Here is a 23,732-nt window from a genome sequence, read left to right as displayed (position 1 = left end):
CCGGGACCTCCGCCGCAGCCACGGGCGCGCCAGCGCGCCAACCAGCAAGCAAACAGCGAGAGCCACCGGGAATTTCAAATCACGCATAAGCTTCAGTCGTAAAAAAGGCGAACCGCGTAAAACGCAGGCCCGCCTTTATTATAGTAGACGAATGGCTGGAAGTGCTCTTAAAGCGCAGCGCCCCACAGATCGTGTGCGTCGGACGTTGTAATCTGCACGTCGACGAACTGGCCGACCACCAGTTTCTTGTGCGGCTCGAACGGCGGCTTGACGTACACCACGCCGTCGATTTCCGGCGCGTCGGCGGCCGAGCGGCCCACGCCGCCGGTGCGATTGACCTCATCGATCAGCACCCGCATGGTTTTGCCGACCTTGGCCTTCAGGCGCGCTTTCGAGATTTCCTCCTGCAGCAGCATGACGCGGCCGCGGCGCTCCTCGCGCACCTCTTCCGGCACCGGATTGGCCAGCTCGTTGGCGGTGGCGCCTTCGACCGGCGAGTAGGCGAAGCAACCAAGGCGATCGATCTGCGCTTCCTTCAGGAAGTCCAGCAGGTACTCGAATTCCGCCTCGGTTTCGCCGGGGAAGCCAGCGATGAAGGTCGAACGGATGGTCAGGTCCGGGTTCATTTTGCGCCAGGCCAGGATGCGGTCGAGGTTTTTCTCGCCGCTGGCCGGGCGCTTCATGCGCTTCAACACATCCGGATGCGCGTGCTGCATCGGGATGTCCAGATAAGGCAGGACATGCTCGCCCATCAGTGGAATCACCTGATCGACGTGCGGGTACGGGTAGACGTAGTGCATGCGCACCCAGGCGCCGTAGGACTTGGCCAGTTCGCCCAGCGCCTCCATCAGCTGCGTCATGTGGGTCTTGACCGGACGGCCGTTCCAGAAGCCGGTGCGGAACTTGACGTCCACGCCATAGGCCGAGGTGTCCTGCGAAATCACCAGCAGTTCCTTGACGCCCGACTTGAACAGGTTTTCCGCCTCCAGCAGCAGCTCGCCGATAGGCCGCGACACCAGGTCGCCGCGCATCGACGGGATGATGCAGAACGAGCAGCGGTGGTTGCAGCCTTCCGAAATTTTCAGGTAGGCATAGTGCTTCGGCGTCAGCTTGATGCCTTGCGGCGGAATCAGGTCGATGAACGGCTCATGCGGTTTTGGCAGGTGCTGGTGCACCGAGTCCATCACCTCGCCCAGCGCGTGCGGGCCGGTCACGGCCAGCACCTTCGGGTGCACCTTGGTGATCAGGTCCGAACCGTCGGTGTCCTTCTTGGCGCCCAGGCAGCCGGTCACAATCACCTTGCCGTTTTCGGCCAGCGCTTCGCCGATGGCGTCCAGCGACTCCTGCACGGCGGCGTCAATGAAGCCGCAGGTGTTGACGATCACCAGATCGGCGCCGTCATACGACTTGGCGGTCTCGTAACCTTCAGCACGCAGCTGGGTCAGAATCTGTTCGGAGTCCACCAGCGCCTTGGGGCAGCCGAGCGAAACGAAGCCCACTTTCGGTGCTGGCGCGCCGGCGGCTGGCTTGGGAAGACGAGAGAGTGGTTGCGATTGCATATAGGTTGCTAAAACGTCACAAGAATTACGAGCAATCGACGATTATACCATGTTACGATAGTGGTTTAACGCCCTTCGTTCATAGGAGATTGTGTGGCAACACTGAAAGACGTCGCAATGCTGGCCGGGGTAGGCATGTCGACCGCATCGCGCGCCATTTCAGGCGCCGGGCCGGTATCGGCGGAGGCGATGAAAAAAGTGCAAGCCGCAATCGAACAACTGAACTTCCGCCCCTCGTCCATCGGCCGCTCGCTGTCGGCGCAGTCGCTCGGCATGATCGGCATCTTCTGCCCCTCCTTCTTCGGCGCCTATTACGGCACCATCCTGAAACAAACCGACGTTGAACTGCGCGCGCTGCGCCGCCATGTGGTGGTGGCCACCGGCTGCGGCGACGGCACGCCGCGCGAGGAAGCGATTGCGGCAGTGAAGTTCCTGATCGGCCGCGATTGCGACGGCATCGTGGTGCTGGGTCACGACCTGCTGGACGAGGACATGCTGATGCTGCATAAAATGCATCCCAAGATGGCGTTCCTGAACCGCCGCAGCGCGGAGCTGGAGCCGCAATCGTTTTGTCCCGATCATTATCACGGCGGCGAACTGGCCGCGCGCACCCTGTTTGACGCGGGCCACCGCAAGCTGGCGGTGGTGGCCGGTCCGGTTGGCACGTGGGACAACGAGGAACGGCTGCGCGGCTTTTTCGACGAACTGGCGCGGCACGGCGTCGCGCGCGATGAGGTGCGCCTGATTTCATCGGACTTCTCGCGCGAAGGCGGCTTCGCGGCCACGCAGCAGCTGATTGACGAAGGCCTGCGTTTCAGCGGACTGTTTTGCGCCAATGACGAGATGGCGGTCGGCGCCATGTCCTGCTTCCACCGCGCCGGCATCCCTGTGCCGGAGCAGGTATCCATCGTCGGCTACGACGACGATTACTCGGCCGAATTCTCGTCGCCCGGCCTGACCTCCGTTCACATTCCCACGCAGCAGCTGACGCAGAATGCCGTGCGCTGGCTGCTCAATATCTGTTATGGCTCGCGGTACGACATTTCGCGCGAGTTCCCGGTGACGGTGACGCGTCGCGGTTCGGTGTCCCAGCCGCCGCCCAAGGCCTGGAACAGCGCTACCGTGTCGGCATAACAGGCGGCGCGCGCCTGCAACAACGCCACCGCCGATTGCTGGTAAGCCTGTTGCGCCGCCAGCACGGCGGGATGATTCAGCGCCCCCAGCTCCCACTGCCTCTGCGCGATGTCCCGGCTACGGCGCGCCGCCTGCCCGGCCGCCGCAGCCGCGCGCAAGGTGCGCGCATCGGCATCGACGGCGTGCAGGGTATCCGCCACATTCTGGAACGCGGCCAGCACCACGGCGCGATACTGCGCTGCCGCCTGTTCGTAGCTTGCCTGCGCGGCGCGCTGCTGGTGCAGCAAGGCGCCGCCATGGAAAAGCGGCTGCACCAGATCCGCACCGATGCTCCAGAAGCCGCCGCCAGCCTTGAACAGTGTGCCGGCAGTCAGCGCGGAGCTGCCTGACGACGCGGTCAATGTGATATCCGGCAGGCGCGCGGCCGTGGCGACGCCGATCCGGGCGCTGGCCGCACGCAGTTGCGCTTCCGCCGCGCGGATGTCCGGACGCTGCTCCAGCAGCCGCGCAGGTACACCAAGCGGCAGTTGTCCGGGCAAGCGCAGCGTGTCGAACATCAGGCCCTGCGCGCCGTTCTCCGCCGGCATGCGGCCGGCCAGCACCGCCAGCAGGTCGCGCTGTTGCGCCGCCTGCTTTTCCAGCGCCGGCACGCCTGCCTCGATCTGCGCCAGCGCCGCTTCCTGCGCCGCGACGTCGGCGGCGCCGACTTGGCCAGCCTGCAGCTGCTTGCGTACCTCGTCGAGCTGGCGCCGCGCACTGTGTTCCAGCGCACGCGTCGCGTCCAGCTGCGCGCGCAGCGAAGCTTGCGTAATCGCGGCCAGCACCAGATTCGATATCAATGTCTGCCGCGCCGCGTCGCGCTGGAAACGGGCCACGTCAGCCTGCGCGTCGGCCGCTTCCACTGCATGCCGCGCGCCGCCGAAAACATCGGGCACATAGGCGATATTGAGTTGCGCCGTGTGCAGCGTGTACAGGCTGGCCCCGGAGGCGGTCGGGCTGGACAGCGGATCGGCAATCCGCTGCCGCGTTGGCGTCAGGTGCAGATCAAGCGATGGCGAAAATGCGCCGCGTTGTGCCGCTGCCGTCTCAAGCGCGGCGCGCAGGCCCGCTTCCGCCGCCTGCAAATCGGGATTGGCCGCCAGCGCCGCATCCACCAAAGCATTCAATTCGTCCGAACCGAACATGGTCCACCACCTCGACGGCACCTCCATTCCCGCTTCCAGCCGCTGACCGGCGGCGGTGTCTCCAGGGAGCGGCGCAGCCGTGTATCGTTGCGGAAGCGCGATCTCCGGACGCGAGAAGTCCGGGCCTGCGGCGCAGCCGGCCAACAGCGCGGCCCAAGCCGCGAACATGGTTTTCTTCATGGGTGCTCTCCTTGCGCACGCTGCCTGCGCGCCGCACGTTCCTCGACCAGGTAATACAACGCCGGCAGCAGCACCAGCGTCAGCACCGTGGAGCTAAGCAGGCCGCCAACCACCACCGTAGCCAATGGCCGCTGCACGTCGCTGCCCAGGCCATGCGCCAGCGCCGCCGGCACCAGGCCCAGCGCAGCGACGGTGGCGGTGGTCAGCACCGGCCGCACGCGCTCGCGCGCACCATTTATGACGGCAGTGCGCAAATCTTCCGGCAGCAGCGCGCGCCAGCGGTTCAGGTTTGCCAGCATGACCACTGCGTTCAGCACCGAGACGCCGAACAGGGCGATGAAACCGACGGCGGATGACACGTTCAGTGTCATGCCGCGCAGTTGCAGGGCTATCAGTCCGCCAAGCAGGGATAGCGGCACCGTCAGCAGTATCAATCCCGGCTGACGCAAATTGCCGAATTCGGAGAACAGCATCACAAGCATCAGCACCAGCACCGCTGGGATAATCACGGCCAGACGCGCCTGCGCGCGCTGCTGGTTCTCGAACTGGCCGCCCCAGGTGATCTGATATCGCGCGTGGTCATACGGCACTTCGCGCTCGATGCGCGATTGCGCCTCGGCCAGGAAGGACGATAGGTCGCGGCCTCGCAGATTGGTGCGCACGGTCAGGTGGCGACGGCTCATCTCGCGCGTGATGGTGGTTTCCCCTTCCGCCAGCCGTATGTGCGCGACCCGCGCCAGCGCCACCTGCGCGCCATTGGCTGCGGTCAGCACCAGGTCACCGATGGCTTGCGGGTTATCGCGGGTATTGGCGCTGAAACGCGCCGCCACGTCGTAGCTTCGATCATCGACAAATACCTGCGTCACCGGGCTGCCGCCGATGCCGGTCTGGATCAGCGCCATCACGTCCGCCACGTTGACGCCCAGGCGCGCGGCGGCAGCGCGGTCCACGTCGATGCGGACCTGCGGCAGCGGCGGCTCCTGATCGATAATCACGTCCTGCGCGCCGGGCACGCCGCGCAGCAACTGCTCAACGGCGCGCGCCAGCTTGCGCGTTTCATGAAAGTCTTCTCCATACACTTTGACTACGAGGTCGCTGTGTGCACCGGCCAGCTTATCCAACACGCCATCGATCATCGGCTGTGAGAAGCCGACATCGGTACGCGGCAGTTCGCGGTAGCGCGCCGCAAGCTTTTCGATCAGATCCTGCTTGCTCATGCCGGACGGCCATTCGCTGTACGGATGCAGCGTAACCGCGCATTCGATATGCGATGGCGTGAACGGATCGGTGCCTTCATCGTTGCGGCCCAGCTGCGTGACCACGTGCGCCACCTGCGGCTCTTGCAGCGTGGCTTCCCTCAAGGCGTCCGCCATCTGCGTGGCCTTGGCCAGCGAAATCCCCGGCGGCAGCGTTACCTGTAGCCAGATCGAGCCTTCGTCCAGCGCCGGCAGGAAATCGCGGCCGATGGCGCCACCGATCAGGATCACCCCTGCCAGCGTGGCGCCGGCAATAGCCAGCACCAGCCGCGACTTGCCTACCAGCCGTTGCAGGATCGCCTCGTAGCGCGGCATCAGCCATTCCAGCAGCGGATTGTGGAATATTTTGCGCGGCTTGCGGAACGCCCAGTAGGCCATGCCGGGGATCAGCATCATCGTCATCAGCAACGCGCCGAGCAAGGCGAAGCCCACGGCGAAGGCCATCGGTGAAAACAGCTTGTACTCGATGCGCTGGAACGCGAACAGCGGCAGGTAGGCAACCATGATGACCAGCATGCCGAAGATTGTCGGCCGCATTACCTGCAAGGTCGCCTGCATCGCAGCCTGGTCAGACATCAGGCCTTCCGGTTGTTCTTCACGCTTGCGCAGTATGGCTTCCAGCACAAAGATCGCTCCATCGACAATGATGCCGAAGTCGATGGCGCCCAGCGACAGCAGGTTGGCCGGAATTTTAAAGTGGTGCATCAGGATGAAGGCGGCCATCAGCGACACCGGAATCGCCGCCGCGGCAATCAGCGCCGCGCGCGCTGCCCAGGAACAGCACCAACACCAGCGTCACCAGCACCACGCCTTCCACCAGCGTCTTGCCGACCGTGTGCACGGTGGCGTCCACCAGCGTGCTGCGGTCCATATAGGGAACTACTTTGACATCCTTGGGCAGCAGGTGTTCGTTCAGGTCCCGCACTGCCTCATGCACGCCAGCGATGACGCTGGACGGATTCTCGTTCTTCAGCAGCAGCACAATGCCGGACACCGTATCCGAAACGTGATCCTTGCCCAGCACTCCGTGACGCTCCTGGTGCCCCAGCGTGACATTGCCCAGATCCCTGACCAGCACCGGCACACCATCCTTTTGCGCGACAACCACGTTAGCCAGGTCGTCCAGGCTATGAATCAGCCCCACGCCGCGCACCACCAGCCCTTGCTCGCCGCGCGTCAGCACGCTGCCGCCAGCGTTGGCGTTGTTGGCGGCGATGGCCTGGGTGATCTGCGCCAGCGACAGCTTGTACTTGGATAGCCGGACCGGATCGAACTCCAGTAAAAACTGCGTGGTCAGGCCGCCGAAGTTGCTGACATCGACCACGCCCGCCGCCTGCTTGAGGCGCGGGATCACCTTCCAGCGCTGCAGCTCCGACAGCTCGCGCAGGCTGCGCGTCTTCGACTCCAGCGTGTAGCGGTAAATTTCGCCGATCGGCGAAGTCAATGGATCCAGTGCCGGCTGGGCGCCATACGGCAGGCTGATGCCGGAGATACGTTCCTGCAAACGCTGGCGCGACCAGTAGTCCTCGGCGCCATCGCGGAACACCACGGTAATCAACGACAGGCCGAAGGTGGACTTCGAGCGCATGACGTGCATGCCGGGCGTGCCCATGATTTCGCGTTCAAGCGGAATGGTGATCTGCTGTTCCACTTCCTCGGCGGCGAGGCCGTTGACCTGCGTGACCACTTGCGAGGTGGTGTCGGCGATATCCGGATAGGCCTCCAGCGGCAGCTGGCTCCAGCAGTAGGCGCCATACAGCGCCACCAGCAGGAAGACCAGCGCCACAATGCCGCGACGGCCGAAGCACAGCGTGACGAGACGTTCAATCATTGAGCAGCACTCCGCCCTTGACGACGACCCGCTCGTCCGCCTTCAGGCCGGACAGCACTTCCACCTGCTCGCCGATCTGCGCGCCCAGCGTGAGGTCGCGTGCGGCGAACTGCCCCGGCTTGACCTCGACAAAGGCGCGGCTGGTAAAGCCGGTCTGAATCACGGCCGTCATTGGCACCACGATGCCCTGGTGCGCACGCCCATGCAATGTGGCCTGCGCGAACATGCCGGGCTTGAGCCGGCCATCGCGGTTATCGAACGCCAGGCGGACCTTGACCGTGCGCGTATCGGCGTCCAGCATCTCGCCGATATGGCCGACTTTTCCCTGCACCGGCTCGGCGTAGGCGTCGATGCGCACCTCGGCTTGCTGGCCGACGTACAGCTGCGCCAGGTCTTTTTCCTGCGCGCTGGCGCTGATGAAGACCTTCGACAAGTCGGCCACCGTCATCAGCGGCGCGGTGGCGTCGTTCCAGTAGGCCCCTTCTGCCGCTGCCAACGCCACCACGCGGCCGGAGAGCGGCGCGCGGACTGCGAGGCGGCCGCCTTGGGCCGCCCAGTCGCCCGCGATGGCCGCGCTGCCAGCGCCGTTGGTGCCGCCGGCGCCGAGCTGGCGCAAGCGCATTCCGGCGCGTGCGGCTTCGCTGGCGGCCTGCTCGTAGTCGCTTTGCGCCTGCTCCAGGTCACGGCCGGCGGCAATTTCGGAACGCGTCAATTCGCGCTGGCGTTCGAGGTTGCGACGCGCCAGCGTCAGCGCCGCTTGGGCCTTGCCCGCATCTGCGCCGGCCTGCGCAAAATCCGGCGCATCGATCACAAACAGCACTTCGCCCGCCTTCACCTCATCACCCAGGCGCTTGTTGAGCCGCACGATGCGGCCCGCCATCGGCGGCAGCACCTTGGCCAGGCGCGCAGGATCGGCTTCCACGACCGCCGGCAGCATGAATCGCGCTTGCACGGCCTGCTCGCTTAACGTCGCCATCACCAGTGATTGCCGCAAAGGCGACTTTTCCGGTATGCGCAACACATCGCCCTCGCGCACCAGTGACACCACCGGCTGCTCCAGCGGCGCTTTCTTTGCGTGCAGGCTGGCGATGTTCCAGCCGATCAGGCCAAATGCGGCGATGCCCAACAGGCAAGGCAGATAGTAGTTATGCAGTATCTGTTTTTTCATGGCGGTCCTCTGAGCGGACAATATAAGAGTGGCGGCATGGTAAAGAATTTCGCAGCGCCGCATTCTGAATTCTTCTTCAGAAAAGCAGCCTTCGCCGGCTGTTATACTGGCTTCATGCACATCCTCCTGGTAGAAGACGATCACAAAGCAGCACGCTTGCTGGCGCGCGGACTGGAAGAAGAAGGCTTCCGGATCACGGTCGCCCATTCGGCCGAAGAAGCCGCGCGACTGCCCATCGCGCAATTCGACATGGCGATCCTGGACTGGATGATGCCGGGGAAGGATGGCGTCACCCTCTGCGCCGAATGGCGACAGGCCGGTCACCGATTGCCGGTGCTGATGCTCACCGCACGCGACGCCGTTGCCGATCGCATCACCGGCTTGAACACCGGCGCGGATGACTACCTGACCAAGCCCTTTGTGTTTGATGAACTGCTTGCGCGGGTCCGCGCCCTGCTGCGGCGGGCGGAACGCGCGCAGCCCGCAGTGCTGCAAGTGGGCGACCTGACGCTCGATCCGCCCACCCGCAACGTCGTCCGCGCCGGGGTGCTGCTGGACCTCACACCCAAGGAATACGCGATTCTCGAATTCTTCATGCGCCATACCGGCAAGGTAGTCAGCCGCCAGCAACTCGCCGAGCATGTGTGGCAAGCCGACCTGATCGCCATCGACAACCTGATGGACGTGCATATCAAGAATTTGCGGCGCAAGGTGGATGTGCACGGCCTCCCCGCCCTGATTACCACCGTGCGTGGACGCGGTTTCTGCCTGATGCTGCCGGAGAGCGACGATGCTTAGCCTGCGTCGCCGACTGGTGCTGATGCACTTGCTGGTCATTCTGACCGCCATCGGCGCCACCGCCGCCGCCGGATGGTGGGTGCTATCGCAGTCGGTCAACCGCCAGCTCGATGCCGCCCTGCTCGCGCTGGCGGAAACCGAGGTGGCAACCCTGAACGACAACAATGGCGCCAAGGTGCACGTCCATGAAGCCCCCGCTGGCAATGCGCCGCCGTCGCTGGCCCGCATTGACCGGCTGGTGCAGATTATCGATGGCCAGGGCCGCATCCTCGCGCGCAGCGCCAACCTCGGCGCCGACAAGCTGCCCGTGCACGCACAGCAAATGTCGCAGCTGGCCGCCGGCGCCACCGTGTTCGAGACGCTGCCCGACACGCGCGAGGAGCCGCTGCGCATGGTGTCCGTGCCCACTCAGGTACGCGGGCAGCATTACGCGGTGCAGGTGGCCGGCTCGCTCGACGACGCTGATAATATTTTGCAGTCCGCCGCCATTCTGTTTGCCGCCATGGCGGTGGCGCTGCTTGCGGCAGTTGGCTGGGCGGGGGCGCGCCTGTCCAGCAAGCTGTTTGGCGCCATCGACAATATCGTGGATCGTGCGCGCGAAATCGAGGAAAGCAATCTGCATCAGCGCCTGCCCCATCCCGGCGGCGGCGACGAGATCGGCCATCTGGTCGATACGCTCAACGCCATGCTGGCGCGCATAGAAAACGGCGTGGAAGCGCAGCGCCGCTTTACCGCCGATGCCTCGCACGAACTGCGCTCGCCCTTGTCCCGCCTGCGGGCGGAAATAGAAATCACGCTGCGCCGCCCGCGTGACAGCGGCGACTATGTGGTGGCCCTGCGCTCATGCCTTGAGGAAGTCGAGCGCCTGACCATGCTGGTCGAAGAGCTGCTGATGCTGGCCCGCCTGGATGCCGGTCACGAACGCGCGCCGGCCGAACTGGCGCCGCTGCCGGAACTGGTGTCCGAGATTGTCATGCGTCTGCATGCGCAGGCCAGCGAACGCGATATCGATGTGATGGTGGCCGATGAGATGACACAGCCGGCGATGGTTGATCCCGGCCCGGTCGGACTGGTGCTGCGCAACCTGCTGGACAACGCCATCAAGTTTTCGCCGCAAAACAGCCGGGTCACGCTAAGGGTAAATACAGAGAATGGCCAGGCTGTTCTCAGCATCGCAGATCAGGGGCCGGGGCTGGACAAGGCGGAACTACCCTACGTATTTGATCGCTTCTTCCGCGGTGCGCGCATGCGCGCCGGCGAGGTTGAAGGCTTTGGCCTGGGGCTGGCGCTATCGCAGGCCATCATGCAGGCGCATGGGGGCCGGATAGAAGTGGCCAATCAACGCGGTGGCGGCGCGCTGTTCACGCTTTATCTGCCACCTGCACCCATCGCTTTCGAAACCGCCGCGCCGCGTGGCGCGCAATGAGCATCGCGACGGGCAAGGTACAACGGAGCAACTGCGTCATCGCTAGCGGTTAAAGACGCTGCTCGCTTGCCGCGTCGAACAGGGACACGCGGCCGGCGCGAATGGCGAAAGTAGCTTCCGGGCCGATATGCCGCTGGTCCTGCACGACGCCTGCCACCGGCGTGCCATGAAAATCCAGCCAGACGATGCGATGCGCGCCCATGGCCTCCACCAGCGACACCGATGCCCGCGCGCCTTCGGCCGCGCCGATATCTACATCCTCCGGCCGCACACCCAGCACGCAGGCGCGCCTGCCGGCCAGCGGCTGCCGAAACGCGTAGCCGCTGACGTCCACCGACAGATGCGGATTACTGAAGATGGTGCGGCCGTCGCGCTGCTCCACCTCCCCTTGAACAGATTCATGCCCGGCGAGCCAAGGAAGGTGGCCACGAACAGGTTGGCGGGCGTGTTGTAGATCACGTCGGGCGTATCGAACTGCTGCACCACGCCGCCCTTCATCACCGCCATGCGCTGCGCCAGCGTCATCGCCTCCACCTGGTCGTGGGTGACATAGATCATGGTGGCGCCCAATTGCTTGTGCAGCTGTTTCAGCTCGCGCCGCAACTCGGTGCGCAGCTTGGCGTCCAGATTGGACAGCGGCTCGTCAAACAGCATCACGTCCGCCTCGCGCACGATGGCGCGGCCGATCGCCACGCGCTGACGCTGGCCACCCGACAGGTTGGCCGGCTTGCGCTTCAACAGCGGTCCGAGTTGCAGCATCTCCGAAGCGCGCGCCACGCGGCGGGCGATTTCCGCTTTCGGCGTGCCGCTGATGCGCAAGCCGAACGACATATTCGCTTCCACATTCATGGTCGGGTACAGCGCATAAGACTGGAACACCAGCGCGATGCCGCGGTCCTTGGGATCGGCCCAGGTCATGTCCTTGCCGCCGATTTCGATCTGGCCGCCGCTGGTGTCGATCAACCCGGCGATACTGTGCAGCAGCGTCGACTTGCCGCAGCCCGAGGGGCCGAGCAGCACCACAAACTCCCCTGCTTTTACATCAAGGTTCAGCGATTCAATTACGGTGTTGCCGCCCAACTGGATCTGCAAATTACGAATTGCTACGTTAGACATGGTTAACCCTTCACAGCGCCGGAGGCGATGCCGCGCACGAACCAGCGGCCGGAAATAAAGTAGAGCGCCAGCGGCACAATCGATGTCAGTATCGTCGCCGCCATGTTGACGTTATACAGCCGCTCGCCGGTGGTGGTGTTGATGATGTTATTCAGCTGGACCGTCATCGGCAAATGCTCGGAACCCGCGAACACCAGCCCAAGCAGGAAGTCGTTCCAGATGCCCGTCACCTGCATGATGGCGGCGACCACGATCACCGGCGTCGACATCGGCAGCATCAACTGCAGGAAGATGCGCCAGAAACCGCCGCCGTCGATGCGCGCCGCCTTGAACAGCTCCATCGGCAGCGCCGCATAGTAGTTGCGGAACAATAGCGTCATCACCGGCATGCCGAAAATGGTGTGGACGATGATAATGCCCGGCAGGGAGCTGAATAAATTCACTGACGCCAGCACGCGCACCAGCGGATAAATCATCACCTGCACGGGGATGAAGGCGCCCATCATCAGTACCGCGAACAACACGCCGGCGCCGCGCGGACGCCAGAACGACAGCGCATAGCCGTTGACCGCGCCGATGGCGATCGACAGCACGGTGCTCGGCACAACAATGGCCACCGAATTCCAGAAGCCGCCGCGAATGCCGTTGCACTCCAAGCCAGTGCAGGCCGACGACCAGGCCTGAGCCCACGGCTCCAGCGTCATCTTGTGCGGTAACGCGAACAGCGTGCCGAGACGGATTTCCTCCATCGGCTTCACCGACGTCACCAGCATCACATACAGCGGCAGCAGGAAGAACAGCGCCGCCACGATGAGAAAGCCATACACGCCGATGCGCGCTGGCGTCCACGAAAGTCTGCGCTGCCCCATCATGCCCCCAACGCGGCACGGCGGCTGCGCACAAAGTACAGCGGTGCGACGATGGCCAGCACCGTCAGCAGCAGCACGATGGAGGCGGCCGAAGCGAGCCCGATATTGGCGCGGCCAAACAGATAGTCCATGATGAACTTGGCCGGCACTTCGCTGGCCGTGCCGGGGCCGCCCTGGGTCATCGCCACCACCGCATCGAACACCTTCACCACCATCACGAACAGCAGCACGAACGCCGTCGATAGCGATGGCTTCAGCATCGGCAGCACAATGCTGATGTAGACGCGCCAGCGCGGAATGCCATCGATGCGGGCGGCCTTCCAGATTTCCTCATCCACGCCGCGCAGGCCGGACAGCACCAGCGCCATCACCAGGCCGGAGGCCTGCCACACGGTGGCGATCACGATGGTGTAGATGGCCATGTCCTGATCGACGATCCAGTCGAATCGCGCCTCGCTCCATCCCAGCTTGCGCAGCACTTCCTGAATGCCCAGTTCCGGGTTCAGCATCCATTGCCATACCAGGCCGGTGGCGACAAAGGACATCGCATACGGATACAGGAAGATGGTGCGCAGCGCGCCCTCGGCCATCACTTTCTGGTCAATGAACACCGCCAGCAGGAAGCCGATCGCCAGGCACAGGGCGATAAACAGCACGCCGTACATCGCCACGTTTTGCAGCGACAGCAGCCAGCGCTCATTGTTAAACAGGCGGACGTACTGCGACGCGCCGACAAAGTCGCTAGCCGGGAAGGTGCGCGAGCTGCTGACCGAAACGCGCGCGGTCCACAGCATGGTGCCCAGGTAGGCCAGCAGCACGGTCAGCGCCATCGGCAGCATGGCGATGTAGGCGGCAAGGGAAATGCGCTGACGTTTTTTCCCCATCGCTTACTCGCCCTTGATGGCGCGGGCGAACGCCTTTTGCGCATCATCGGCGGACTGGTTCTTGTTCCAGTAGCTGGTCAGCACATCCTGCAGCGCGCCGGTGGTGTCGGGCGAGGCCAGCATCTCGGTGTTGGGCAGCTGGCGCGACTTGTCCTTCATGATGGCCAGGCCCTGGCGCGCGCAGATATCGAGCTGCGACTCGTCGACATCGCCGCGGATCGGAATCGCGCCCTTGCGCGCGGCGAAGGCCACCTGCGTGGCCGGCGCCGTCACCACCCGGGCCAGCAGCTTTTGCGCCTTGACGGCGTTGGCCTCGCTGGTTTTCGGGAACACGAAGGCATCGCCGGCCACAATGTAAGGCGCCTTCGGGCCGAAGCCGGCGAAGCAGCCATAGTCCTTGCCGGCCACCTGCCTGGCGGCGGAGAACTCGCCCTTGGCCCAGTCGCCCATGATCTGCACGCCGGCCTTGCCCTGCACCACCATGGCGGTGGCGTCGTTCCAGTTGCGGCCCGGCGCGCCGGCATCGACAAAGCCTTTCAGCTTTTTGAATTCGACCAGCACCTGCCTGAAGGCCGGCGACATCACGGCCTTCTGGTCGCGGTCGCGGTACACCTTCAGGTACAAATCGGCGCCGCCGACCATGGCGAAGATGGCGTCGAAGGTAATCTTCTCCTGCCACACCTGGCCGCCGAAAGCCAGCGGCACCACGCCGGCCGCTTTCAGTTTGGCCAGCTGCGCCAGGAACTCCTCCCAGGTCTGCGGCTCCGCCGTGATGCCGGCCTTCTTATACGCCGCCTTGGAATAGAAGAACCACGCGGGCATGTGGATGTCCACCGGCGCGGCGTAGAAATGGCCGTTGATCTTGATCGCTTGCAGAATCGACGGCGGCATGATCTGGTCCCACTTGCCGGCGATGGCCACGTCGTCGACATTGTTCAGCAAGCCCTGCTCGACGAAGTCGCGGAACTGCTGCGAGGTGTTGAACTGCGCCGCCACCGGCGCGTTGCCGCCGACGATGCGGTTGATGGTGGTGGCGCGCGCCTGGTCGGCGCCGGCGATTGCCTGGTCGACCCACTGGCCGCCGGCCTGGTTGTATGCATCGGCAAACTGCTTGACGGCGGCCGACTCCCCGCCCGAGGTCCACCAGTGCGTGACGGTGGCTTTCAACGGCGCCTGCGCGTGCGCGGCGGCGCCAACGGACAAGGCCAGCGCGATGGCGCAGCCCAGTTTTGTGGCCTGATGCATAACAGTGTGTCTCCCTGTGGGCGTCGAGCGCCCATTCTATTCGTATCGCTTATTTATGGTATAAGCAGTTTCCGCAACGGTAAGTGGAAGCGGTTCCACGCAACGTTGTCAATCGTACTACCGAAGAATTTCGGGTGTCAATCGAATTGTAATCAAGTTACAAAAACGGCACAGCCACTTGCGTGTGCTGTGCCGTCTGGCGCTGCGAGAAGACGTAGCGAAATTACTTTTTGTCGGTCGGCGGCACCGGTGCGAACGGGAAGCTGCCGAACAAATTCTTGCTCTGGTTCTGCATCTGCTCCTGCATCTGCACGAACAGGCTCTTGCTCTGGTCGATGTAGTTGTTCATCATGCCCTGCATCATCGGGCCCTGCACGTTCATGAACTGGGTCCACATTTCCGGGCTGAACGGCTGGCCGCCGACCGCGCTGCTGGTGAACTTGCGCTGGATATCGGTGAACGCCTGGACGTTCTTTTCCAGGTAGGAACCCATCATGCCCTGCATCGCGTGGCCGTAGAAGCGGATGATCTGCGCCAGCACATCGCTGGAGAACATCGGCGCGCCGCTGGCTTCCTCTTCCAGGATGATTTGCAGCAGGATGCTGCGGCTCAGGTCTTCGTTGGTCTTGGCATCGACAACGGTGAACTCCTCGTTGTCCAGCACCAGCTGTTTCACGTCGGTCAACGTGATGTAGGAACTGGTCTGCGTGTCGTACAGTCGACGATTCGGATATTTTTTGATCAGGCGGTCAGCATTTTTTTCGCACTACTCATCACAAGTCCGTTTATTGCGCCGCAGCGCATGTCTCTTAAAAATCGGAAAGAAAGCGGACTGGTGGTCCCCTTTCCCGCGTGCCTACTTTACTTATTATAGAGGTGAAACCAAATAACTTGCACAATCTGATATAAGTATTCAGCTTTTATTGCAACGCAACTAACTTAATCGGCCTTTACTTTGACGTAGCGGCCCGGCGCCGGCTCGATGGCCTGGTACTTGGCGTTGCCCGGCTTGGCCTTCGGCTTGATTTTCTTGCCGCCGTGCTGTTCAAGGAACTTTGCCCATTCCGGCCACCAGCTGCCCGCCGTTTCGGCCGCGCCCTGGAACCAGGCGTCGGCGCTGGCGGCACTGGCCGCTGTCGTTGGTCCAGTAGCTGCGCTTGTTCTTGGCCGGCGAGTTGATCACGCCGGCGATGTGGCCGGAGGCACCCAGCACGAAGCGGGTCGGCCCGCTGAGGATGGCCAGCGAATCAAACGCCGACGGCCATGGCACGATGTGGTCCTCGCGCGAGCCATAGACGAAGGCCGGGGCCTCGATGCTGGTCAGGTCCACGGTTTCGCCGGCCACCACCAGCTCGCCGGTCTTGAGCCTGTTCTCCAGATAGGTATTGCGCAGATACCAGCAGAACATCGGCCCCGGCAAATTGGTGCTGTCCGAATTCCAGTACAGCAGGTCGAAGGCGGCCGGGTCGTTGCCCTTCAGGTAGTTGGACTGCACATAATTCCACACCAGGTCGTTCGGGCGCAGGCTGGAGAAGGTGCTGGCCAAGTCGCGGCCCGGCATCAGGCCGCCGTCCTTGAGCTGCTGCTCGCGGATCGCCACCTGGGTTTCGTCGACAAACACGTCCAGCACGCCGGTGTCGTTGAAGTCGAGGAAGGTGGTCAGCAGGGTCAGGCTGTTGGCGGCCTGTTCGCCGCGCGCGGCCAGCACCGCCAGCGCGGTCGCCACAATGGTGCCGCCGACGCAGAAGCCGAACATGTTGAGCTTGGCTTCGCCGCTGATGTCCTGCACCACGCGGATCGCCTCGATCACGCCTTGCTCGACGTAATCGTCCCAGGTGGTGCGCGCCAGCGATTTATCGGGATTGCTCCACGAGATCAGGAACACGGTGTTGCCCTGCTCCACCGCGTAGCGCACCAGCGAGTTGTCCGGCTGCAGGTCGAGGATGTAGAACTTATTGATGCACGGCGGCACCATCAGCAGCGGCGTCTGGCTGACGGCGGCGGTTTTCGGCGTGTACTGGATCAGCTGGAACAGCGGGGTTTCGTACACCACCGTGCCTTCGGTGATCGCCAGGTTGCGGCCGACCTCGAACGCCGACTCGTCCGACAGCGAAATATGGCCCTTGTTCATGTCGCCCAGCATATTGGCCAGGCCGCGGGTCAGGCTCTCGCCCTTGGTTTCGATCAGCTTCTGCTGCGCTTCCGGGTTGGTGGCCAGGAAGTTGGCCGGCGACATCGCATCCACCAACTGCTGCACGCCGAAGCGGATTTTCTGTTTTTGCTGCGGCGTCGCTTCCACGGTGTCCACCATGGCCATCAGGAATCTGGCGTTGAGCAGATACGCGGCGGCGTTGAAGGCCGACATCGGATTGCCCTGCCACGCCGACGAGCTGAAGCGGCGGTCGCTGACCGGCGGCGTTTTGCCGGAGATAAAATCCTGCCACAAGGCGCCGAAATCCCGCAGGTAGTCATTCTTCAGCTGCTCCATCGCCTCCGGCTTGATGCGGGCGCCGACATCCTGCATCATGGCGGCCATCGGATTGGACTGCATCCAGGCGTTGAAAGCGTGCGGATCGGGCAAATTCATGTGTGGTTCCCTAAAAGTAGTGAGTTAAACACGATGCTGATTGTTGCTATTGCTTGGATTTACGTCGTCGGCCTGATGGCGCTGACCGAAACTTCCGTGGTTGCGGGAATTGTAACGTTTTTGTTCTATTGTGTGCTGCCGCTGGGGACCGTGATGTACATCGCCGGGACCGGGAAGCGCAAGGCCCGGCGCCGCGCCGCCGAGCAGGAAGCGCGGGCCGCCATGCAAAAAGACCCGGCCAGCCCGCAATAAGTTCATTTGATCCAGATCAAAGTGGCCTGCCGGCCGGTGACGCCATCGCGGCGGTAGGAATAGAAACGGCCGGAATTGGACACGGTGCAGAATTCGCCGCCATGCACCTGCTGCACGCCGGCCCGGTGCAGCAGGTAACGCGCCAGGCCGTAGATATCGGCCAGATACTTGCCCGGCTTGCCGTCGACCGTGCTGAAGGCGGCCTCGACATGGCGAATGCCGGAGGCGTCGAGCGCACCATTCAGGAAGGCCTGCCTGACATCGGGCCCGACCTCGAACTGGTACTGGCCGATGGCCGGTCCCATCCACGCGGTCAGCTCGCCGGCGCCGGCCGCGCGCATCGCCTCCACCGTATTTTCCAGCACGCCGGACGCCAGGCCGCGCCAGCCCGCGTGGGCGGCAGCGACGGCCTTGCCCTGCCGGTCGGCAAACAGCACCGGCAGGCAATCGGCGGTCATGATGACGCACACCTTGCCGGCCACCGTCGACACGCTGGCGTCCGCCTCCGGCACCTGCTGCGGGCCGACCCCGGCCACGTTGGCCACCGCCGTGCCGTGCACCTGCGCCAGCCAGACCGGATCATCCGGCAGCACGGCGCGCAAAATGGCGCGGTTGGCGGCCACATTAAGCGGCTGGTCGCCGACATGGGTGCCCAGGTTGAGGCCGCCTTGACCCATGCCATCGTCATACGGCGCCGGGCTGACGCCGCCGCGCCGCGTGGTCGACAGCACGCCGACATTGTCTGGCAAACCCGGCCAGTGCGGATACAACCATTGGGTAGACATCAAATCTGTTCCGGTTCCTCGATGCCGGCCCGCGTCAGCAGTTCGGCAAAATCATGGGCCAGCGGCACCGTCCATTCGCGCTGCTCGCCTGTGGCCGGGTGCACCAGCCCCAGGCGGCGCGCCTGCAGCGCCTGGCGTGGGAAGTAATCGGCCAGGTGCTGCTTGCCGTACACCGTGTCGCCCACCAGCGGGAAGCCGATCGACTGCATGTGCACGCGGATCTGGTGCGTACGTCCCGTTTCCAGGCGGCACTGCACCAGGCTGACCGGACGGCCCTCGCCCAGCTTGCCGCTGCCCAGCAGCTGATAATGGGTGATGGCCGGCTTCGAGCCCATGCCGGTCGACACCGCCATCTTGACGCGGTCGCGCGGGTGGCGGCCCATCGCCGCGTCAATAGTACCGCTAATGCGCGGCGTGCCCCACACGACTGCGAAATACTCGCGCTTGACGGTGCGCGCGGCCAGCTGGCGCACCAGATCGGTCTGGGCGGCCAGCGTCTTGCCCACCACCATCAGGCCGCTGGTATCCTTGTCGAGGCGGTGGACGATGCCGGCGCGCGGCACGCCGGCCAGCTGCGGGCAATGGTGCAGCAGGCCGTTCAGCAGGGTGCCGGACCAGTTGCCGGCGCCCGGGTGGACCACCAGGCCGGCCGGCTTGTTGACCACAATCAGGTGGTCGTCCTCAAAAACTATGTTAAGTTCGATCGGTTCCGGCTTAAAAGCCTCGTCTTCCGGCTCCGGTTGGGGCAGAATGATGACCTTCTCGTCACCGTAGACGGTATCCTTGGTGCTTTTGGCCGGTTTGCCGTCGACCGTGACGAAGCCGTCGGTGATCCAGGTCTGCAGGCGGCCACGGGAAAATTGCGGCACCAGGCCGGAAATGACTTTATCGAGGCGCTGGCCGCAGTGTTCCGGCGCCAGCTGCAGTTCGATCGGCGCCAGGCCGTCCTCGTCGTCGCCAAAATCGCCGTCGGTGACGGTCAGGTCGGTTTCGGCATCATGTTCGGAGGAAGATTCGGCCAAATTCGGCTTTGCGTTTAATATCACGGTAATCCCATCGGCTATAATTAGCCTCGTAAAACTTTGGTTAAACAGTTTCTTGCAAAAGATATGCAAAAAAAATTATCGGTAGTCGCAGCAACAGTAGTTCTGCTTGGTTTGTCCGGTTGCGGCCTTTTCTCTGAAAAGATCGACGAAACAAAAGGTTGGAGCGCAGCGAAATTATACTCGGAGGCGAACGAAGAACTGGAAGGCCAGCACTACGAGCGCGCAATTCAGTTGTATGAACGCCTGGAATCGAGCTATCCGTTCGGCACCTACGCCCAGCAGGCGCAGATGAACATCGCCTATGCCTACTACAAATCGCAGGACCAGGCACAGGCGCTGGCGGCCGTCGAGCGCTTCATCAAGCTGCACCCGAATCACGCCAACGTCGACTACATGTACTATCTGCGCGGCCTGATCAACTTCAACGACCAGATCAGCTTCCTGAACTTCGTCTATGAGCAGGATGCCACCGAGCGCGACCCGAAAGCCACGCGCGAGGCATACGCCGCGTTCAAGGAACTGGTGACCAAGTTCCCAAACAGCAAGTATACGCCGGATTCGCTGGACCGCATGCGTTATCTGCTGAATGCGATGGCGTCGTATGAAGTGCACGTGGCGCGCTACTACTACCGCCGTGGCGCCTACCTGGCCGCTGCCAACCGCGCGATGGGCATCATGAACGACTTCCGCGACACGCCGGTGATCGAAGAGGCGCTGTTCATCATGATCCGCAGCTACGACAAGCTGGGCATGACCGAGCTGAAGAACGACACCGAGCGCGTCTTCAAGCTGAACTACCCCAACTCCAAGTTCCTGGACGAAGGCAAGAAGCAGGAGCGCAAATGGTGGCGCTTCTGGAGCTCCAACGCCTCCATGTAACAGCAGGCGAAGCCACACGCCAAATCCGGGGTCAGGTCTGACATTCGCACACGAGTTCGTGTGCGAATGTCAGACCTGACCCCGGAGTTTATTCGGCGATTTTGCGGCGGAAGAGCCAGGTTTTGTCGTTCGATGCGTCCGGCACGTAGTGGTAGCCGTCGACGTCGAAGTTTTTCAGCTGCTGCGGGTCGGTGATGCCGTGGACCGCGGCGTAGCGCGCCATCAGGCCGCGCGCGCGCTTGGCGTAGAACGAGATGATTTTGTATTTGCCGTTCTTCCAGTCCTCGAACAGCGGCGTGATCACCGGCAGGCCGAGCGCCTTGGGCTTGACCGATTTGAAGTATTCTTCCGACGCCAGGTTGACCAGCGTGCCGGCGCCCTGCCCGGCCGCCGCCTCGTTCAGCGCGTTGGCGATGGTGTCGCCCCAGAAGTCGTACAGGTTCTTGCCGCGCTGCGTACTGAGGCGGGTGCCCATTTCCAGCCGGTGCGGATGGATCAGGTCCAGCGGCCGCAACAGGCCGTACAGGCCGGACAGGATGCGGATGCGCGCCTGCGCGTAGTCCAGCTGCTTGGGCTTGAGCGTGCGCGCGTCAAGGCCGTCATAGACGTCGCCGTTGAAGGTCATGACCGCCTGGCGCGCCTCGCTGGTGTCCCTGGTCCAGCTGGCGTAGCGCGCGACATTGAGCGCGGAGAGATTGTCGGACAAGTCCATCAGCTGGCCCAGCTCGGCCGGCGAGAATTCGCGCATGCGCTGGATCAGTTGTTCGGAGTGATCGAGAAACGACGGTTCGGTGTGCAGCTTGGTGGTGGGCGGCGTCTCCAGGTCGAGACTTTTTGCCGGGGAAAGCACTATCAGCATAAGATTCCAAAATACATTTTTACGTAACTAGCCTACATGATACCTGTTCCAAAGAAAGTCGTTATCGACACCAACGTTTGCCTCGACCTGTTCGTGTTTAACGACCCGCGCTGGGCCAGGCTGGTGGCCGCCATCGAGAGCGGCGCGATCGAGGCGGTGACGCGCTCGGACTGCCGCGACGAGTACCGCATCGTGCTGCATTACAAGCACCTGCCGCTCGACGACGACAGCCGCCCGCTGGCCGCCGCCCGCTTCGACCAGCTGATCAAGGTGGTCGCGCCGCCCGAGTCCGGCATCAAGCTGCCGGTGTGCAGCGACAAGGCCGACCAGAAATTCCTCGAAATCGCCCGCGACGCCCAGGCCGAGGTGTTGATCACCAAGGACAAGGCGCTGCTGAAACTGGCCCGCCGCCTGGCCCGCGAAGGCATGTTCAAGGTGATGTTGCCGGAAAAGTGGATTGCGCTAGAATAGGTCATCTGTCCACCACCACGCACCCTCCGATGACGCCACCATTGACGACGCGCCTGCCGGCGGTCGGTACCACCGTTTTCACCCGCATGTCCCAGCTGGCCGCGCAGGCCGGCGCTGTCAATCTGGGCCAGGGCTTTCCGGACTTCGGCTGCGAGCGCGGCCTGATCGACGCCGTCCACCAGGCCATGCTGGCCGATTTCAACCAGTACCCGATGATGCACGGCGCGCCGGTGCTGCGCCAGGCCATCGCCGCCAAGATCGGCGCGCTGTACGGCCACGCCTACAACGTCGATAGCGAGATCACCGTGACCGCCGGCGCCACCCAAGGGCTGACCACGGCGATCCTGTGCTGCGTCCATCCGGGCGACGAGGTCATCGTCATCGAGCCGGTGTATGACAGCTACGTGCCGGCCATTACGCTGGCCGGCGGCGTGCCGGTGGCGGTCGAAATGGAAGTGACCGCCGCCGGTTACGCCGTGCCGTGGGCCAAGGTGGCGGCCGCCGTCAACAGCAAGACGCGGCTGATTATCATCAACACGCCGCACAACCCCACCAGCACCGTGCTGCGCGCCGCCGATATGCAGGCACTGAGCGACATCGTGCGCGGCACCGACGTGCTGATCCTTTCCGATGAAGTCTACGAACACATGGTCTACGACGGCCAGCGGCACGAGTCGGTCAGCCGCTATCCGGAGCTGGCCGAGCGCGCCTTCGTGGTATCGAGCTTCGGCAAGACCTACCACGTCACTGGCTGGAAGATCGGCTACGTGGCGGCGCCGGCCGCGCTGACCGCCGAATTCCGCAAGGTGCACCAGTACAATGTATTCAGCGTCAACACGCCGATGCAACATGGCATCGCCAGCCATATGGCCGATCCGGCACCGTATCTCGAACTGCCAACGTTTTACCAGCGCAAGCGCGACCTGTTCCGCGACGGCCTGAAAAAAACGCGATTTGAGTTGTTGCCAGCCGACGGTACCTACTTCCAATGCGTCCGCTACGATAAAATCTCTACTCAGACGGAAGCCGGGTTCGCCGAGTGGCTGACCACCGAGATCAAGGTGGCGGTCATTCCGGTATCGGCGTTTTATCAGCAGGGCAAGGAGTCGGGCATCGTGCGCTTCTGCTTTGCCAAAAAGGACGACACCCTGGCGCTCGCCCTGGAGCGCCTGGCCAAAGTTTAAGATCGGGACAGAGCATGGCCGAGACCTACCAACTGCCGCCGCCGGTGTTTGCGGCAGCCGCGCCGTCGGCGCTGCACCAGCTAAACCTGTGCAACCGCCGGCTGGAACGCCTGTTGCACAACCTGCGCAACGAGCACAACGCCGAGGCCGAGGTGCGCGACATCGCCGCCGACGTGATCCGCGCGGTCGAGATCAACCCGGACGTGGCGCTGGCCTGCATTTTCCTCAGCCAGATCAACGGCACTTATGCGGTGCGGCACTGTATTGAGACGGCGGTGGTGACGGTGGTGATTGCCCGCAGCATGCAGATGAACGCCGCCAGCATGCTGACCGTGACCGCCGCCGCGCTGACCATGAACGTCGGCATGCTGCGCCATCACGAAACTTTTCAGAACAAGAACACGCCGCTGAGCAAGGAAGAGATGGCCATTGTCCATCGCCATCCGGAGGAAAGCGCGGACATGCTGCGCTGCGTGGGCGTGGAGGACGACGACTGGATATCCTGCGTGCTGATGCACCACGAGAACGACGAGGGCAGCGGCTATCCGGCCGGCATCGCCAGTCCCGAGGTGACGCTGAACGCCAAGCTGCTGAGTTTTGCCGACCGCTATTGCGCGCAGGTGTCGGCCCGCAACTACCGTAAATCGATCCTGCCCAGCACTGGCGCTGCGCAATCTGATCGAGGACCGCGTGGCGCCGGTCGATCCGCAACTGGCCGCTTGCTTCCAGCGCGAGCTCGGCGATTACCCGCCCGGCTGCCTGGTGCGGCTGGACGGCGGCGAGATCGGCGTGGTCAGCCGCCGCCAGGGCTGTAGCAGCGGCTTGCAGGTGCACTACCTGCGTGACGCCGGCGGCGCGATGATTACGCCGGCCGAGCCGCGCTGCTGCAACACCGGCCTGGGCGGCATCAGCGCAGGCCTCAGCGAGGACCAGGCCGCCACGCGCTTCAGCATGAAGCAGATCTGGGGCGCGCAGGCCAGCCTGTGAGGCCTTGCCATCAGTCCCGCTTCGGGCGCCGT

The 23,732-nt window shown here is 63.6% G+C and carries 19 protein-coding genes and 3 pseudogenes; 9 read left to right on the top strand and 13 right to left on the bottom strand.

Going from position 1 to position 23,732, the window contains the following annotated elements; all coding sequences use genetic code 11:
- Positions 1–167: 167 nt before the first annotated feature.
- The gene (rimO, locus tag ACRQ5J_RS13685) at positions 168–1,559 is read right to left on the bottom strand and encodes a 30S ribosomal protein S12 methylthiotransferase RimO (RefSeq protein WP_432377466.1); all 1,392 of its coding nucleotides are present in this window, start codon (positions 1,557–1,559) and stop codon (positions 168–170) included.
- A 93-nt stretch (positions 1,560–1,652) separates the two neighbouring features.
- Between rimO and ACRQ5J_RS13680 the strand changes: the two genes are divergently transcribed.
- On the top strand, positions 1,653–2,693 hold the full coding sequence (locus ACRQ5J_RS13680; protein WP_432377465.1) for a LacI family DNA-binding transcriptional regulator: 1,041 nt from the start codon (positions 1,653–1,655) through the stop codon (positions 2,691–2,693).
- Here ACRQ5J_RS13680 and ACRQ5J_RS13675 read toward each other — a convergent pair.
- The 3 genes and pseudogenes from ACRQ5J_RS13675 to ACRQ5J_RS13665 all read right to left on the bottom strand — a co-directional run bounded on the left by ACRQ5J_RS13675 (position 2,582) and on the right by ACRQ5J_RS13665 (position 8,312).
- On the bottom strand, positions 2,582–4,057 hold the full coding sequence (locus tag ACRQ5J_RS13675; protein WP_432377464.1) for an efflux transporter outer membrane subunit: 1,476 nt from the start codon (positions 4,055–4,057) through the stop codon (positions 2,582–2,584). The genes ACRQ5J_RS13680 and ACRQ5J_RS13675 overlap by 112 nt on opposite strands.
- Positions 4,054–7,144: pseudogene (locus tag ACRQ5J_RS13670) on the bottom strand (efflux RND transporter permease subunit). Before ACRQ5J_RS13670 ends, ACRQ5J_RS13675 begins: the two are co-directional and overlap by 4 nt.
- Positions 7,137–8,312 (bottom strand): efflux RND transporter periplasmic adaptor subunit, encoded by a 1,176-nt coding sequence (locus tag ACRQ5J_RS13665; protein WP_432377463.1) that lies wholly within the window; start codon positions 8,310–8,312, stop codon positions 7,137–7,139. Before ACRQ5J_RS13665 ends, ACRQ5J_RS13670 begins: the two are co-directional and overlap by 8 nt.
- Before the next feature lie 114 nt (positions 8,313–8,426).
- On the opposite strand from ACRQ5J_RS13665, the gene ACRQ5J_RS13660 reads away from it, so the two are divergent.
- Together ACRQ5J_RS13660 and ACRQ5J_RS13655 are read left to right on the top strand one after the other, a co-directional pair.
- On the top strand, positions 8,427–9,110 hold the full coding sequence (locus tag ACRQ5J_RS13660; protein ID WP_432383649.1) for a response regulator transcription factor: 684 nt from the start codon (positions 8,427–8,429) through the stop codon (positions 9,108–9,110).
- Entirely contained in the window at positions 9,103–10,536 is a 1,434-nt protein-coding gene (locus tag ACRQ5J_RS13655; RefSeq protein ID WP_432377462.1) for a sensor histidine kinase, read from the top strand. The genes ACRQ5J_RS13660 and ACRQ5J_RS13655 overlap by 8 nt, the downstream gene beginning before the upstream one ends.
- Positions 10,537–10,585: 49 nt before the next feature.
- Here the strand turns inward: ACRQ5J_RS13655 and ACRQ5J_RS13650 are convergent.
- The 6 genes and pseudogenes from ACRQ5J_RS13650 to phaC form a co-directional block, all read right to left on the bottom strand.
- Positions 10,586–11,652 (bottom strand): annotated as a pseudogene (locus ACRQ5J_RS13650) (ABC transporter ATP-binding protein).
- Positions 11,653–11,654: 2 nt separating this feature from the next.
- Positions 11,655–12,521 (bottom strand): carbohydrate ABC transporter permease, encoded by an 867-nt coding sequence (locus ACRQ5J_RS13645; protein ID WP_432377461.1) that lies wholly within the window; start codon positions 12,519–12,521, stop codon positions 11,655–11,657.
- Positions 12,521–13,405, bottom strand: a complete 885-nt coding sequence (locus ACRQ5J_RS13640) for a carbohydrate ABC transporter permease (RefSeq protein WP_432377460.1) — start codon at positions 13,403–13,405, stop codon at positions 12,521–12,523. Before ACRQ5J_RS13640 ends, ACRQ5J_RS13645 begins: the two co-directional genes overlap by 1 nt.
- A 3-nt stretch (positions 13,406–13,408) precedes the next feature.
- Positions 13,409–14,650 carry an ABC transporter substrate-binding protein gene (locus ACRQ5J_RS13635; protein ID WP_432377459.1) on the bottom strand — a complete coding sequence of 414 codons (1,242 nt, stop codon included), beginning with the start codon at positions 14,648–14,650 and terminating at the stop codon, positions 13,409–13,411.
- 223 nt (positions 14,651–14,873) lie between these two features.
- Positions 14,874–15,395 (bottom strand): polyhydroxyalkanoate synthesis repressor PhaR, encoded by a 522-nt coding sequence (gene phaR, locus ACRQ5J_RS13630; RefSeq protein WP_432383648.1) that lies wholly within the window; start codon positions 15,393–15,395, stop codon positions 14,874–14,876.
- A 194-nt stretch (positions 15,396–15,589) separates the two neighbouring features.
- Positions 15,590–17,237: pseudogene (gene phaC / locus ACRQ5J_RS13625) on the bottom strand (class I poly(R)-hydroxyalkanoic acid synthase).
- 33 nt (positions 17,238–17,270) lie between these two features.
- On the opposite strand from phaC, the gene ACRQ5J_RS13620 reads away from it, so the two are divergent.
- On the top strand, positions 17,271–17,489 hold the full coding sequence (locus tag ACRQ5J_RS13620; protein WP_432377458.1) for a hypothetical protein: 219 nt from the start codon (positions 17,271–17,273) through the stop codon (positions 17,487–17,489).
- A 2-nt stretch (positions 17,490–17,491) separates the two neighbouring features.
- Here the strand turns inward: ACRQ5J_RS13620 and pgeF are convergent, their stop codons facing one another.
- Together pgeF and ACRQ5J_RS13610 are read right to left on the bottom strand one after the other, a co-directional pair.
- On the bottom strand, positions 17,492–18,274 hold the full coding sequence (gene pgeF, locus ACRQ5J_RS13615; RefSeq protein WP_432377457.1) for a peptidoglycan editing factor PgeF: 783 nt from the start codon (positions 18,272–18,274) through the stop codon (positions 17,492–17,494).
- Complete coding sequence (locus ACRQ5J_RS13610; protein ID WP_432377456.1) at positions 18,274–19,296, bottom strand: RluA family pseudouridine synthase; 1,023 nt, start codon at positions 19,294–19,296, stop codon at positions 18,274–18,276. The genes pgeF and ACRQ5J_RS13610 overlap by 1 nt, the downstream gene beginning before the upstream one ends.
- Before the next feature lie 87 nt (positions 19,297–19,383).
- Here ACRQ5J_RS13610 and ACRQ5J_RS13605 point away from each other — a divergent pair, with 87 nt between their 5' ends.
- The gene (locus tag ACRQ5J_RS13605; protein ID WP_432377455.1) at positions 19,384–20,199 is read left to right on the top strand and encodes an outer membrane protein assembly factor BamD; all 816 of its coding nucleotides are present in this window, start codon (positions 19,384–19,386) and stop codon (positions 20,197–20,199) included.
- A gap of 88 nt (positions 20,200–20,287) precedes the next feature.
- Here the strand turns inward: ACRQ5J_RS13605 and yaaA are convergent, their stop codons facing one another.
- The gene (gene yaaA, locus ACRQ5J_RS13600; protein ID WP_432377454.1) at positions 20,288–21,058 is read right to left on the bottom strand and encodes a peroxide stress protein YaaA; all 771 of its coding nucleotides are present in this window, start codon (positions 21,056–21,058) and stop codon (positions 20,288–20,290) included.
- Positions 21,059–21,094: 36 nt separating this feature from the next.
- On the opposite strand from yaaA, the gene ACRQ5J_RS13595 reads away from it, so the two are divergent.
- The 4 genes from ACRQ5J_RS13595 to ACRQ5J_RS13580 are packed head-to-tail and all read left to right on the top strand — an operon-like array spanning position 21,095 to position 23,700.
- Complete coding sequence (locus ACRQ5J_RS13595) at positions 21,095–21,529, top strand: putative toxin-antitoxin system toxin component, PIN family (protein ID WP_432377453.1); 435 nt, start codon at positions 21,095–21,097, stop codon at positions 21,527–21,529.
- A 29-nt stretch (positions 21,530–21,558) separates the two neighbouring features.
- Entirely contained in the window at positions 21,559–22,713 is a 1,155-nt protein-coding gene (locus ACRQ5J_RS13590) for a pyridoxal phosphate-dependent aminotransferase (protein WP_432377452.1), read from the top strand.
- Between the two features lie 14 nt (positions 22,714–22,727).
- Positions 22,728–23,528, top strand: a complete 801-nt coding sequence (locus tag ACRQ5J_RS13585) for an HD-GYP domain-containing protein (protein WP_432377451.1) — start codon at positions 22,728–22,730, stop codon at positions 23,526–23,528.
- Positions 23,476–23,700 (top strand): hypothetical protein, encoded by a 225-nt coding sequence (locus tag ACRQ5J_RS13580; RefSeq protein ID WP_432377450.1) that lies wholly within the window; start codon positions 23,476–23,478, stop codon positions 23,698–23,700. Before ACRQ5J_RS13585 ends, ACRQ5J_RS13580 begins: the two co-directional genes overlap by 53 nt.
- Positions 23,701–23,732: the final 32 nt, after the last annotated feature.

Origin of the sequence: Duganella sp. P38 (assembly GCF_050859475.1) — a bacterium.
In the GTDB taxonomy this organism is placed as follows: domain Bacteria; phylum Pseudomonadota; class Gammaproteobacteria; order Burkholderiales; family Burkholderiaceae_D; genus Rugamonas.
This window is presented reverse-complemented; position numbering and strand designations above follow the sequence as displayed.